Here is a 13,999-nt window from a genome sequence, read left to right on the forward strand (position 1 = left end):
CCCTCACAAACGGCCGTAGCCATCCGTTTCATTTAACTAATAATAAGCAGGAACTCCTTCTTACTGATAAAAAACTTTATTTTTTCTCGTCTATATCATCATGCAGACCTTTTGCAGATTTTTTAAATTCTTTTAAGGTTTCTCCAAATGCTCGTCCAATTTCCGGTAATTTCTTTGGTCCAAAAATAATTAATGCTAAAATTAAAATTAAAATTAATCCTGGAAACCCAATATTCGGCATACTGCTTCCCCCTTATCTTCAATTAATTTCATTTTGTCAAAAAAGTCTGTAAACGTCAATGTATCCATTGTTTTTTGTCTGAAAAATTTGAAAATATAATATTTATACATTTTTTATTTCCTATTCCTGTTGTATATGATATGGTGAATGAAACTATACTCTTCATTTCACTCATGAGAAAGAGGTCGAAACATGACTAAAAAAATGACTCGAATGACTCAATTTGTTAAAGAAGAAATTGCAAATGCAATTACACATGGCATCGGTGCCATTTTAAGTATTCCTGCGTTAATTATTTTAATTATTCATGCATCAAAACATGGAACTGCATCAGCAATTGTAGGCTTTACTGTATATGGTGTGAGCATGTTTTTACTGTATTTATGTTCAACGCTATTACATAGCATCCATCATCCAAAAGTGGAAAAATTATTCACCATTTTAGATCACTCAGCCATCTATTTGTTAATTGCTGGCACATATACACCATTTTTACTAGTTACACTACGCGGACCACTAGGCTGGACATTACTTGCAATTATATGGACACTTGCAATTGCAGGAATCATTTTTAAAATCTTTTTTGTACGTCGCTTTATTAAATTATCAACTTTATTTTACGTCCTGATGGGATGGCTCATTATCGTTGCTATTAAACCACTATATGAAAACTTAACGGGGAGCGGTTTTTCATTATTATTAATTGGCGGAATTTTATACTCTGTCGGTGCTATCTTCTTCCTATGGGAGAAGCTCCCATTTAACCATGCAATTTGGCACGTCTTCGTATTAGGCGGAAGCACGATGATGTTTTTCTGCGTTTTATTTTATGTATTACCTGTAGCATAAGAAAAGGTCTCAGCTTTTATTATAGCTGAGACCTTTTTTACTTACTTTTTTAACTGACTTGCAATAATATCTTGCGTATATTTCGCTAATTCTTTAATATCCATATTTTCATATTGTTCTGCAGTGATTGGTTTCGAAATTGTGACTGTTGCATGCGCCGGCTTCATTCGATTACCGTTTGCTTCAAACATTTTATACGTTCCGTCCAATGTTACAGGTAAAATCGCTACACCCGCTTTTACAGCAAGATGGAAACTACCAGCCTTAAATTCTCCCATTTCACCACCCTTACTACGAGTACCTTCAGGGAAAATCACGATAGAGTGCCCTTGTTTTAACAGTTCAATCCCATTTTTAATGGCTTGCAACGATTGACGTCGATCTTTACGATCCATAAATACACAATTCATCATTTCCATCCATGTTGAAACAAGTGGAAACTTTTTAATTTCTACTTTCGAAACAAAGCCAATTGGCTTATTTAAATATCCTAGTAAAACAGGAATATCCATATCACTTTGATGATTACTTACAACCAGTACCGGCTTATCTTGTGGCACATTTTCGAGTCCATTCACTTGTATTGTTGATCCAACTACATGAATCATCTTCTTGCCAAACCAATTTGTTGTTTGATACACTAGCTGATCTTTTTCTTGTACTGGTAGTGTATGTATCTTTCGTTTTAAACGCCACATTCTTGGTGTAATACCAATTACAATTAAAATTAAGTACAAAATTTTAAAAAACGTCTGAATCATATAGAACCCCCACATATTGTCATTCCGTTCTTCATTATACTAGACAAACGAAGGAAAAAGAAGAAAAAATGTCCAAACGACAATCGTTTGGACATTTTTCATAATATAATAGATTAGAATTGTTTTGCTAACTCTTGAGCTTTTTCAATAGCTCTTTCTTTAATTTCAGGTGCTTGCGCAGGATTTGCGCTCATACCTTCTACTGCGATATATTCGACATCCGTTACTCCCATAAAGCCTAGTATTGCTTTTAAGTGATTGCGTCCAAAATCCACTCCTGCATACGGGCCTTCAGAATACACACCGCCTGTCGCTTGGATATGAAGTGCTTTTTTGCCTTCTAATAAACCGATCGGACCATTTTCAGTATATTTAAATGTTTTTCCTGCAATTGATAGGTTATCTAAGTATGCTTTTACAACTGGTGGATAGCTTAAATTCCACATCGGTGTTACGAATACATATTTATCTGCATGCATAAATGTTTCTAAGTTTCCGTTCATAGCTGCAATTTTTTGTTGTTGGCTTTCACTTAATGTTTCAAAGCCTTCTCCTGCTCCAAGTTTCCCCCAAGCAGCAAGCACTTCACCATCAATTGCAGGTACGTTTGTATGGAATAAATCAATCGTTAAAATTTCATCTTGAGGATTCGCTTGTTTGTATGCTTCAATAAATGCTTCTCCTACCGCCATACCGAATGATACTTCTGCTGGATTTGGATTTGCTGTAATAAATAATACTTTTGACATGTTCATTTCTCTCCCTTTTTCATAGATATCTTCAATTCGAGATTTTTAATAAAAAAGTAAATTACTTACCTTACGTAAGTAATAATACCTAATTAACGCTTTCTTGTCAATGAAAAAATAGTTGCTTTTTTTTAGTAAGTAAATAACCATATAGAAAAGGAGTTATCTCGCTTATAAACGAGACAACTCCTTTTCGATTACTATTGAAACACATGCTTTACTTTCTCAGCCGGAATACTACTTCCGCCTCTTCCTTTTACATCTTCAATCATCATTGTGATAATCATATTTGGAGAATTTGCATCAAATGCAACAAACCATCCTAACTCTTTTCCATCAGCATCTTTTGATTCTTTTAATTCAGCTGTTCCTGTTTTTCCAGCAAGTGTAATACCATCTAATTTTGCAACTTTACCCGTTCCTTCTGGATCATTTACAACTTTTATTAAAGAGTTTTTCAAAATATCATTGTTCTCTTTAGATATCACTTTTTCTTTCCACGCCTTTACTTGCTTATCATCTTTCACAAGATGCGGAGATGGAATATTTCCTTCATTTACAATTGGCGCATATGATAGTGCGACGTGTAGAGATGACATTAAAACTTGTCCTTGACCATATCCTGTATCTGCAAGTTGAATATCACCTTTTATGCCATCTTTTGCGATTTGCGACGTTGCAAATCCATATTCAATTGGTAACTTTTCACCTAGTCCAAATTTCTTCGCTTCTTCTGTAAATTTATCTTTACCAATTTTCAATGCTTCCTGCGCAAAATAAATGTTATCGGAATACATCATTGCTTTTTCAAAATCTACTGGATTTGCATCTTTTACTCGCGTTACATAATAGTTACCCCAAGAAGAATCTTTTGCCCATTTCATACCATCAATTTTAAGAGATTCTTTCGGATCAAGTGCTTTTGTTTCAAGACCAATTGCTCCTGTAATCGGTTTGAAAACTGAGCCCGGTGCGTATACTTGTGTAAAGCGATTTGTCATCGGCTTTTTCGGATCATTGTTTAAAGCTTCTCGCTCTGCTTTCGCTGACTCTCTCATATAAACATTCGGGTTGTATGATGGACTACTTACAAGCGCAAGTGTTTCCCCTGTTTTCGGATGGACCGCTGCACTTGAACCTGCTTCGCCCTTCATTTCTGCATAAATTTTTTGCTGTAAGTTCCCATCAATTGTAAGGGTGATATTTTCGCCATCTTTCGCTTGTTTTTTAGCAAGCTCTTTTAATTCTTTTCCTTTTGCATCGGCAATATAAACACGTCCGCCTTTTTCACCACGGAGTTTTTCTTCAAAAACATTTTCAAGGCCTGTTTTTCCAATCGGCTCATCAGCCTTATATCCTTTTTCTTCTAACTTTTTCAAATCCTCTGCATTTACTTTACCCATATAGCCAGTTAAATGAGCAGCGGCTTCTCCTAAAGGATATGTCCGAGCATTTACTGTGCGTATCGCTACACCAGGCATTGAAATGTAATCTTTTTCATTTGCACCTTCTGGTAAAATAGAAAGTGGTACATAGTAACTTGGTTTTACCCACTTCGCTGTTAATTTCTTTTCGATATCTTCAACTGGCGTTTGTAATAATTTCGCTAACGTTTCTTTCGTTTGTTGTGCTGATTCGCCTAATTTCTCAGGTACAATTCCAACTTCTGCACCTTTCCCATTTATAGCCAATCCGCTTCCATTTCGATCATAAATTTCACCGCGCTTTGGCAAAAATGATTGTACAAGCACTTTATCATCTTGTTTCATAGTTGGAAAAATAAATGATGGATTCCAATCCACTTTCCAAACGTCTTTATCTCCATCTTTTTCTTTCACAAGTTTTGCCTCATTTTCAAACGAGATTTTTCCACCAATTGTATCCATACTTACTTTAAAAGGTACATTCGCATTGTTTTTCTCATCTTTTTTATCTTCTTTTTTCGGTTCTGCAGCCACTTTTAAATTTTTCACCGCAATTCCCGTATACACATTTTCATATTTTTTTACAAAATCATCTTTTGAAATGGACTGCTTTGCCTCTTTTGATAACTGACCATACATTTTATCAAACTTTTTGTCATTCCATGCTTTTACATATGTATCCATCGCTTGTTCTGGCTTCTCTTCTTTCCCACAACCCACTACTAGTAGCAATGAAAAAATAAGAAGCATTCCCCATATCTTTTTCACATTTTTTCCTCCTTTATATTTCAATACTATCATACTATAAAAATCCAATTTTATAAATTTAATCCAACAAAAAAAACGACGCACTATGCGCCGTTCTTTATATTCTCATTATAACATTCAGAAAATTTTTATATAAGCCTTTGTTTTTATTTTTTCCTTTCTTAATATAGAATCAGAAAGGAGTGAATCTAAAATTGTGGCATGCACTTAGAAAAGACAATAATCTCTGTATATACTTTTTGGGGAGATTTATTTCTAATCTTGGAAACCATTTTTCATTCTTTGCACAATCTATTGCAGCATACATGTTTACTAATACTTTATCTTCCGTAGGTCTTCTATGGATAATCCGCGGCGTTGCTAGTTTACTTACTATTCCGTTAGGCGGTATAGCCGCTGATTTGTATAACCGGAAAAAGATTATATTATTTACAGATATGGCAAGTGCGGCTACTTCTTTTTGTTTTATTCTTTTAAATTCATCAAACTATATATGGCTTTTACTTATTCTTTCCCCTATTTCTCAAATAATCAATCGCTTCTTTGATCCGGCAGCAAAAGCTTCCTTTAAGCAAATTTCATCTCATACACCGCTACATATATCTAACTCATGTAATGCGATATTAGGACAAATTACTATCATTTTAGGGCCGCTTCTTGCTACAGGCATTTATGCGATAACAAATGGAAATATACAATTTTTATTTGTTTTAGATGCAATTTCTTTTCTTGTCAGTTTTATCTGTATTTCCTTTGTCCAATTTGGGGCGCAAGAAAAACAACAGCAACTGCCTTTCCACATAAACGCTCTAAAAGGATTTCAATACGTCTTCGTGAAAAAAAATCTCTTATATATTCTCTTATTCATGACTCCAATTGCATTTGGCGGAAAAGTTTTTGAAGTGTTAGTGCTAGAACTGAGTAACCAATATTGGGGCACGATTAAACTTGGAAGTATGGGAGTATATTTAGCAATTTTTGCTGCAGGAGGTATATTAGGAGCGACACAAGTATCAAAATACCGAGAACAGCTAAACAATAAGAAAGCTTATATGAAATTCATAAGTATGAGCGGCATTTTATTTCTTTTATTAGGTATGCCCTCTCCAGTTCTTAGCATCATTGCAACCTTTTTACTAGGCATTACCTTTAATCAAAGTGTTGTATTGGCGCAAATCTACATTCAACAGTCATGCGAAGAACAGTATTTAGGGCGAGTATTTGCAACATGGACATTACTCGCTGTTTTAGGCGGAGGAATAGGAGCTTATTTATCTGGACTACTACATGATATCTTTGACATAAAAACAGCCTTCTTTGTAACAGGATTCTGTATGTTACTTCCTCTCTGCATCACTTTACTAAAGACATTTCATCATAGGCAACAGCAAAAGAAGATTGGTATGTAACACACCAATCTTCTCTCTTTTTATTTCCTTCTACCGTACACATGATAAGCATATGTATATGGATTTTTCTCATCTGTCACGCCTTGTATTACAGATATTTCTTTCCACTCATTGTCGTTTATTTCTGGGAAAAATGTATCACCTTCAAATACATCATCGATTTTTGTAATATACAAGCGATCGGCAAAAGGAAGCACTTCTTTAAAAATTTCTGCACCGCCAATTACAAAGAGTTCATCAATCATTTGCTCGTCCATTTTCTTCACATCATCAATAGAATGAATGACTTCACAGCCTTCCATTTCAAAATTTTGATTACGAGTTAAAATGATATTTGTTCTGCCAGGTAACGGTCTGCCAATCGATTCAAACGTTTTTCGTCCCATTATAATCGGATGACCCATCGTTACTTTTTTAAAGTACGCCAAATCTGCCGGAAGATGCCAAGGTAATTGATTGTCTTTACCGATTAGTCGATTTTTATCCATTGCTACAAGTAATGAAATCATATATATCCCCCTATCTTTGTTTACACAGCTACTGGTGCTTTAATTGCTGGATGTGGGTCGTATCCTTCTAAAGTAAGATCACTCATTTCAAAATCAAAGATAGACTTCACATCTGGGTTTAGCTTTAACGTTGGGAATGGACGTGGCTCACGTGCTAATTGTGTTTTCACTTGTTCAAAATGATTTGTGTAAATATGAGCATCACCAATTGTATGAACAAATTCTCCTACTTCTAAGCCACACTCATGAGCAATTAAATGTGTTAATAAAGAATAACTCGCTATATTAAACGGAATACCAAGGAAAATATCACCACTGCGTTGATATAACTGACAAGATAATTTTCCGTCAGCCACGTAAAACTGGAATAACGTATGACAAGGCGGCAATGCCATACTTGGTATATCTTCCGGATTCCATGCAGACACAATAAGACGGCGAGAATCAGGACTTTTCTTAATCATATCAATTACATCTTGTAATTGATCAAGAGTTTCCCCGACAGTCGTTTTCCATGCACGCCACTGCTTCCCATACACATCACCTAAATTACCGTAACTCTTTGCAAACTCATCATCTTCTAACACCTTTGCTTTAAACAATTCCATTTGCTCTTCGTATTGCTTATTAAACTCTTCATCTTGCTGGGAACGAAGTCCAAAATCCGTCATATCTGGACCTGTATATGCATCGCTCTCTACCCAGTTCTTAAACGCCCATTCGTTCCAAATATTATTATTATGCTGCAGCAAATAACGAATATTTGTATCACCTTTCATAAACCAAAGAAGTTCGCTCGCTACTAAACGAAACGGCACACGTTTTGTCGTAAGTAACGGAAAACCTTGACTTAAATCAAAGCGCATTTGATACCCAAATACAGATACTGTTCCTGTACCAGTGCGGTCTTCTTTTCTCGTACCGTTTTCCATAACATGACGGCACATATTTAAATATTCATACTCTGCGTGTTTCATCAAGTAACCTTCTTTCACAATTGCTTTATGTAACATTATTTTTTCCTATATGGAGTTTATCATATATGCCTTCGAATTTCACACGGACTTTTTTATAAAAACTCTTTAATATAGAATACACACGCAAAAACTCATTATTTAAATATTTTTACACCTTTAAAATCTGACATACTTTCGTCAATCTTTCTGCTAAAAAGAAAAAGGGATTTCCTATCTATTTCAAGAAACTATAGTGCGGTAGTAAAAATATATGAGTGGAGGTTTTACTATGCAAAAAACTGAAATGCCTCTTACAAGTAAATTACATACGACAATCCAAAACATGATGAAAGATTTAAAGGTCCCTGGAGCGGCAGTAGCCATCGTAAAGAATGGAGAGGTAATGCTGTCAGAAGGTTATGGGTACCGTGATACAAAAAATAAAAAACCCGTTACACCAAAAACATTATTTGCAATCGGTTCCGCAACAAAAGCATTTGGTACTTTTTCTTTAAGCTTGCTCGAGCAGCAGCAAAAATTTAATTGGGATACACCAGTACAATCGTATATTCCAACTTTTTCACTTCACGATCCACTAGCAAGCGCACAAACAACAGCTCGTGACCTTGCATCTCACCGCACCGGTGTCAGTCGCCACGATTTACTATGGCGCGCAGACTCCTTAAGTAGAAAAAATATCGTTGAAAACCTTCGCCACTTAGAGCTAGATGCGCCGTTCCGCTCTGCATTTTTATATAACAACTTAATGTATGCTACAATTAGCTCTATTGCAGAAAATATTACAAATGAAACCTGGGAACAATATACAACAGAACATATTTTAAATCCACTTCAAATGGAACATACAAACTTCTCAGTAACCACTTCACAAAAATCAAATGACCATGCACTTCCTTACATCGAGAAAGATGGAAACATAACAGAAGTACCTTTTTGCAATCTGAATACAATTGGTGCTGCTGGATGTATGAACTCTAATATTGAGGATATGGCAAAATGGGTGTTACTGCATTTAAATAAAGGAAAAGTTGGCGAACATGAACTTCTTGCGCAAAATCTGCTTGAGCAAATGTATACACCGCATATCCCGATTCCAGATGCACCAATGTTCACTATGCCAGAAACTCTAGTAAACAGTTACGGTCTTGGCTGGTTTATTACTGCCTATCGCGGCCATAAGGAAATCTATCACGGAGGGAATATCGATGGATTTTCAGCATTTGTCTCCTTTATGCCAGAACATAATATTGGTCTTGTCATATTAACGAACCGTGGTAACACGTTACTCCCTCCATATCTTGCACATCAAATTTATGATGAATTGCTTGAATTAGAACCAATTGACTGGCACAAACGTTCGATAGAAGATACGGAAAAGTTTCAAGAAATGATGAAAGAAATGAACAAACCGCTACCACAAGTAAAGGAAACTGTTCTTTCCCATCCGTTAAAAGATTATACAGGAACGTTCGAACACCCTGCTTACGGCACAATTGAAGTACACAAACGAAATGAATCATTAAATTTAAAATTTGCGTCATTCGACATTGAAATGAACCATCACCACTATGATATGTTCAATACGAAATGGAATCTTTTCCAAGTAGAAATGGACATATTAATTTCTTATGAAATGAATCCAGCTGGTGAACTGCATGAACTGAAAGTACACCTCCCAGCAACGTTAAGCACCAAGCCACTTCTGTTTACGAAAATAAATAACTAGCATTTTTATTTTTGTAATTTTTCTCAAAACAAAAAAAGTACATCACTCTTCTATATAGTGGTGTACTTTTTTGTTTCATAAGACCTCTACGTAACCTCATGTACAGTAACAAATATTTCTAACCAATTTTTCATATACAAGGACAGAATATAAAAGATATGAAGTTTCTTTAAGCAAGTTATTTTATATATTCCAAGGGTTAATATTTATATCATTATTATATTTATAATCAATTTTTTCTTTTCCACACTTTTCACACTTATAAAAGCTAGCTGTCCCCATCTGCCCTGTTTTAAAATTTTCACTACCCTGAGTGTTAATGAATATATACTTGTGTATACATTTTGGTTCTCTTACTTTATTCAACCATTTTCCTAACATAAAGCAATCACTCCTTTAGAGGATATTCCTCCTTCATTTCTACATTTAGAAAATCCTACAAAAGATTTCCAATCAATGAACACGTTACCTTACTCTCTTTGCATTAGCCTTAACTCACGGCGTACAAGAGGTAACGAATTAGAAAATTCATTTTTTACACTTTCCAAAATTAATCTTCATAACATATTTTGTAGAAACTTATACGAAAGTGAGTTGAGTAATAATGTTTTATCCTTATCTTAACAACCAAATGAGAATTCCTGCTGGGTATGGTGCTAGTGTAACGCAAAGTGGAGCGCAAAGTACAATTCAAGCTGTTCAACAAGCATTACAAGCACAACAACAGGCGCAACAAATGCAACAAATGCAACAAATGCAACAAAGTATGCAACCTTATTACTTGCAATATTATTATCCAATGCATAGTACACAATATGGAATATCTATTTCAACGATTCCGTATGGAACTGAATACAATTTATAATAAATAATAATAAAAAATAATAGCTGTTTAACGGATACTTACTCATGTCCGTAAAATTTGATCCTTTTGAGGATTATCGTAATGAAGGAAAACGAAAGTGGTACAAATTCAATAAAAAAAGCTAGCAATAGCTAACTGCTCTACAAAAGATATATAAGATCGCTTCGCTGAAACTAGCTGTAGTATAAACGGGCTTTGAAATATTATGCAGTGGAGAGAAAAGGATAAATAATTTTAGACTGTTCCAATTTGATTTTGATCAGCTACATCTGAATCAAATGTATTCGTACCGCTTACACCGTTAAAAGTATTAAGAACAAAAGCAACGTTAGATGAACCGGATCCGTTATAAGCTTTCGTATTTTCTTTCGGAGATACATTATAAAAGTCTCCTAAGTTAAAAGAACCATTACTATTTTGTACGACTAAGTTTCCAACAAGAGACGGCATATTTTCACCTACTTTATCAAGGATTGTTTAAATCACTATATGATTCATTCTGTGAAAGGGTTCGACTGCAATTTACTCATGGAATTGCGAAGAGATTAAAACAAAAATCTCATTTTAAAATTTCTCCAATAATACCCTTCATTTGATGAACCCCTAAATCGGTATTTGTCATAATAACTACACCTGTTTCTAAATATGGATAAGCTACGAGCATACTTTGAAATCCTATCCCCCAACCAAGTGAAGAAAATTCAATTTCTTGTCCTGTACCATCAAGAAAAACACCTAAACCCGCCCATTCTTTACAGCCTTGTGAAGTAATGAGTTCTTTTACCTGAATCTCAGAAAGACCAATTTTACTTTTACCTTTTAACGAGTTCATTACTTCAATTACCAAAATAGCTAAATCTGTTGGTGTTGTCCAAAGTCCGGAAGCTGCTGGATATGGATAAATTGGATATCTGCTCGAAACGACTTCTCCTTTTTTATTATGACCACAAGAAAATTGTCTATTACTTCCAGTTAATGCTATTGGTCCAAATGTGCTGTTTTTCATACGTAACGGTTCAAATATAAGCTCATCTATTAACACCTCAAAAGGTTTACCACAAACATCTTCTATTACTTGTTGTATGATACAAAAACCTGCATCGGAATATTGAAAGTCACTTTCTGGTTCATAATTCACTTCAATACGTTCTTTACAATATGGTGTTTTCCCTTCTAATAATTCACCCATTGTAAGTTCGTCTAGAGTGGAATTATATTCGCAAAAACTCCCTTCAGGATCGATAATTCCAGATTGATGGCTAAGTAATGTTCGTAACGTAACCTTTTTATTTTGCGTATATTCATTTTCAAAAAGCTTCCAAGATATAAGTCTATTATTTATATCCTCATCTAAATGAAAGATTCCTTGTTCGGTTAACTTTAAAACTAGCATTGCTGTTAAAAACTTACTAATCGAACAAGCATTAAAAATAGAATTACTGTTTACATTTCTATTCGTTCCCGCTTTCATGACACCAAGCTCTTTTGTCATATGCACCTCACCATCTTCAATGAAAGCAATGCTTAAACCAGATACATTATAGTGCTCCATACGCTCTGAAATATTTATATTCCTTAATTCCATATCAAATCCACCTCCATATTATCCCATGTAAATTTTAACAAAAGAATGTATGTTCGTAAATTGTTTTTATCTTTATCCCGCAAGCGTCATTTGTTTTTGCATATCATTTTCTTTACTACTAATCTGGCAAATCGAAGTACTTAATGCTATCCTAGAAGGATTAACCATCGTCATGAAAGAGGAACTTACGTTTTGAATACAAGCTAATAAGACTGGAGATAATCCAACTTGAACTGCAGTCTGTGTTTGTAATTTGATAAACATTGTATTTGATGCAGTATTACTTCCTGTTAAAAAACCTATATAAGGAAGGACGAGAATCTTTGCCTTACAAATGATGAGGGGAAATTCCGATAATATTATGTTATGTCAACCTCATATGAATGAGGTATTCGTGTTTATAAATTATGTTGGACAAGCATACAAGCAAAAAACTCCTTTTTCATTTAATATACTAAATATAAATAAAGGAGTTTGATAATTTATGGTACCACCAGGACCATCATCCGGAACAATTCTAGATCTTGCAACAAATACTATTACTGTTTTAAGTACGGGAGTTTATAGTATCGAATTTAGTATTGTTATTGCTATAGCTGTCAATGCTAGCGCCCAATCCGAAGTTGTGACAGTTATTGCAAATGTTAATGGCGTAGATGATTTGACAAGTTTTGCGGCTTTTATAATCAATCCAATAGATAATGCTTTTCTAACTATTGGATGGACCCCATCTAAAACCATACAGCGAAATCTCAATGCAGGAGATCAAGTATCTCTTCGTTTTACTTCAGTTGCTGGTGGTGGTTCAGGAGTTTCCGGTTATGACAATCCTTCACTTATTGTTACAAAAATTGCATAAGGTGAATGAAACAAACAAGCAATGCTCCTCCTAGGCATTGCTTGTTTTGAGATGAAAGTCTCTACTTTCCTATTACATCCTTTTTGATGTATTTCTTAATAAAGAGTGAATCATTCTTGCTAATTTAAGTGTTAAGAGAATTTCCGATAATCTTGATCATAGTATCCTCTTCTAATTATAGTTTGTTTAACTAATAGAAGTCATTCTCCTTATACTCCATTTACATCTCCATATTCGGCGCATACACAACTTCTAAGATGTAACCGTTTGGATCATAAAAATCTACTGTATAATATCCTTCTGAATACTCTTTTACTTCTATTGGACCACGAATGATTGTAGCTTGAACATTATGTAAAAAACTTACTACTTCATCAACTACAGAACGATTCATTGCTTGATAACAAATATGTCTTGGCCCTAATGTTCGTACAAGCTCTGCATCAATCTCTTTAAAATAAATTTCTGTTTTCCCTGTACTAAAAGCCGTTTCATTTAGTTGTTTCCAGCCAATAATCGAAAATAATTGACGATAAAATTCAATAGACTCCTCTAAGTTTGCTACCCAAAATTCAATATGGTGAATACCTGGTTCAAACGTTTTTTCCGACATACTCCCTTGCTCCCTTTCCCGCTTCACATTATTTCGAATGTACAACACTTACAATTTCTTCTGGTACATGTACTATGTAATTCGGAGATTCAGCCTGTACTGTTTCTATCACATCATATCCCCAACTTACCCAAATCACTTCTACACCAATTTTTTTGCAAGATACAATGTCTCGAAGTTCGTCTCCTACGTAAATCACATCGGAACTTTTTAGTTTCTTTTCTTTTAGAAATTTCTTTATCATTTTATCTTTTCCGAATATATTATGGGAACAAAAAACATTATGAATATAATCAATTTCATTCTGACGTAAAAATTCCCGAATATGTTCCTCAGCGTTCGATGATACAATGACAATTTCATAGCCACTCTCTTTCAACGTCTGCAAAACATCTCTAATTCCATCAAATAAAGAAAGGCTTTGAATCGATGGCTGATATAATTTATAGAACTCTAATGCAATCATAGGAATTTTATATAAAGGCACGTGAAGCAATTTACATCTCTCTGGAATTGATAACTTCCGTAATGCCTCAACATCCTCTTCTTTTACCTGTTTAAAACGGTGTTTCTCTGCTATTTCATTAAAAATAGGAATAAAGATATCTTTAGAATCTACTAAGGTACCGTCAAAATCAAACATAACATATTTACTCATTGCCAA

17 protein-coding genes are annotated in these 13,999 nt (G+C 34.5%); 5 read left to right on the forward strand and 12 right to left on the reverse strand.

Features of this window, described 5'->3' with window-relative positions; genetic code table 11:
* Positions 1–76: 76 nt before the first annotated feature.
* A complete protein-coding gene (gene tatA / locus AB1280_RS07865) occupies positions 77–241 on the reverse strand; it encodes a twin-arginine translocase TatA/TatE family subunit (protein ID WP_035430399.1) in 165 nt (54 codons plus the stop codon).
* 192 nt (positions 242–433) lie between these two features.
* Between tatA and trhA the strand changes: the two genes are divergently transcribed.
* On the forward strand, positions 434–1,090 hold the full coding sequence (gene trhA, locus AB1280_RS07870) for a PAQR family membrane homeostasis protein TrhA (protein ID WP_272190733.1): 657 nt from the start codon (positions 434–436) through the stop codon (positions 1,088–1,090).
* 41 nt (positions 1,091–1,131) lie between these two features.
* On the opposite strand, the gene AB1280_RS07875 is transcribed toward trhA, so the two are convergent.
* From AB1280_RS07875 to AB1280_RS07885, 3 genes are all read right to left on the reverse strand, one after another.
* Positions 1,132–1,851, reverse strand: a complete 720-nt coding sequence (locus tag AB1280_RS07875; protein WP_429755471.1) for a lysophospholipid acyltransferase family protein — start codon at positions 1,849–1,851, stop codon at positions 1,132–1,134.
* A gap of 113 nt (positions 1,852–1,964) precedes the next feature.
* Positions 1,965–2,600 carry an FMN-dependent NADH-azoreductase gene (locus AB1280_RS07880; protein ID WP_429755472.1) on the reverse strand — a complete coding sequence of 212 codons (636 nt, stop codon included), beginning with the start codon at positions 2,598–2,600 and terminating at the stop codon, positions 1,965–1,967.
* A 200-nt stretch (positions 2,601–2,800) separates the two neighbouring features.
* Positions 2,801–4,792 (reverse strand): penicillin-binding transpeptidase domain-containing protein, encoded by a 1,992-nt coding sequence (locus tag AB1280_RS07885; RefSeq protein ID WP_429755473.1) that lies wholly within the window; start codon positions 4,790–4,792, stop codon positions 2,801–2,803.
* Positions 4,793–4,986: 194 nt separating this feature from the next.
* Here AB1280_RS07885 and AB1280_RS07890 point away from each other — a divergent pair, with 194 nt between their 5' ends.
* Entirely contained in the window at positions 4,987–6,201 is a 1,215-nt protein-coding gene (locus AB1280_RS07890; protein ID WP_429755474.1) for an MFS transporter, read from the forward strand.
* Between the two features lie 20 nt (positions 6,202–6,221).
* On the opposite strand, the gene AB1280_RS07895 is transcribed toward AB1280_RS07890, so the two are convergent.
* Together AB1280_RS07895 and AB1280_RS07900 are read right to left on the reverse strand one after the other, a co-directional pair.
* The gene (locus AB1280_RS07895) at positions 6,222–6,710 is read right to left on the reverse strand and encodes a dihydrofolate reductase (protein ID WP_429755475.1); all 489 of its coding nucleotides are present in this window, start codon (positions 6,708–6,710) and stop codon (positions 6,222–6,224) included.
* A gap of 20 nt (positions 6,711–6,730) precedes the next feature.
* Positions 6,731–7,687: a thymidylate synthase gene (locus AB1280_RS07900; protein ID WP_429757304.1), complete on the reverse strand. Its 957-nt coding sequence runs from the start codon at positions 7,685–7,687 to the stop codon at positions 6,731–6,733.
* 268 nt (positions 7,688–7,955) lie between these two features.
* Here AB1280_RS07900 and AB1280_RS07905 point away from each other — a divergent pair, with 268 nt between their 5' ends.
* Positions 7,956–9,413, forward strand: a complete 1,458-nt coding sequence (locus AB1280_RS07905; protein WP_429755476.1) for a serine hydrolase — start codon at positions 7,956–7,958, stop codon at positions 9,411–9,413.
* 183 nt (positions 9,414–9,596) lie between these two features.
* Here the strand turns inward: AB1280_RS07905 and AB1280_RS07910 are convergent, their stop codons facing one another.
* Positions 9,597–9,794 (reverse strand): hypothetical protein, encoded by a 198-nt coding sequence (locus AB1280_RS07910; RefSeq protein ID WP_429755477.1) that lies wholly within the window; start codon positions 9,792–9,794, stop codon positions 9,597–9,599.
* A gap of 223 nt (positions 9,795–10,017) precedes the next feature.
* On the opposite strand from AB1280_RS07910, the gene AB1280_RS07915 reads away from it, so the two are divergent.
* A complete protein-coding gene (locus tag AB1280_RS07915; RefSeq protein ID WP_429755478.1) occupies positions 10,018–10,278 on the forward strand; it encodes a DUF3947 family protein in 261 nt (86 codons plus the stop codon).
* A gap of 234 nt (positions 10,279–10,512) precedes the next feature.
* On the opposite strand, the gene AB1280_RS07920 is transcribed toward AB1280_RS07915, so the two are convergent.
* The 3 genes from AB1280_RS07920 to AB1280_RS07930 form a co-directional block, all read right to left on the reverse strand.
* Complete coding sequence (locus AB1280_RS07920; RefSeq protein WP_272190745.1) at positions 10,513–10,728, reverse strand: spore germination protein; 216 nt, start codon at positions 10,726–10,728, stop codon at positions 10,513–10,515.
* 109 nt (positions 10,729–10,837) lie between these two features.
* Positions 10,838–11,863: a serine hydrolase domain-containing protein gene (locus tag AB1280_RS07925; protein ID WP_429755479.1), complete on the reverse strand. Its 1,026-nt coding sequence runs from the start codon at positions 11,861–11,863 to the stop codon at positions 10,838–10,840.
* A 72-nt stretch (positions 11,864–11,935) separates the two neighbouring features.
* A complete protein-coding gene (locus AB1280_RS07930) occupies positions 11,936–12,226 on the reverse strand; it encodes an L-lactate permease (RefSeq protein WP_429757305.1) in 291 nt (96 codons plus the stop codon).
* Positions 12,227–12,347: 121 nt separating this feature from the next.
* Here AB1280_RS07930 and AB1280_RS07935 point away from each other — a divergent pair, with 121 nt between their 5' ends.
* Positions 12,348–12,722, forward strand: coding sequence for a hypothetical protein (locus AB1280_RS07935; protein ID WP_429755480.1), 375 nt, complete (start codon positions 12,348–12,350; stop codon positions 12,720–12,722).
* A gap of 220 nt (positions 12,723–12,942) precedes the next feature.
* Here AB1280_RS07935 and AB1280_RS07940 read toward each other — a convergent pair whose 3' ends face one another.
* Positions 12,943–13,335 carry a VOC family protein gene (locus tag AB1280_RS07940; RefSeq protein WP_272190748.1) on the reverse strand — a complete coding sequence of 131 codons (393 nt, stop codon included), beginning with the start codon at positions 13,333–13,335 and terminating at the stop codon, positions 12,943–12,945.
* Between the two features lie 28 nt (positions 13,336–13,363).
* Entirely contained in the window at positions 13,364–13,993 is a 630-nt protein-coding gene (locus AB1280_RS07945; protein WP_429755481.1) for an HAD-IIIA family hydrolase, read from the reverse strand.
* Positions 13,994–13,999: the final 6 nt, after the last annotated feature.

Origin of the sequence: Bacillus sp. S10(2024), from assembly GCF_050473865.1 — a bacterium.
Lineage (GTDB): Bacteria > Bacillota > Bacilli > Bacillales > Bacillaceae_G > Bacillus_A.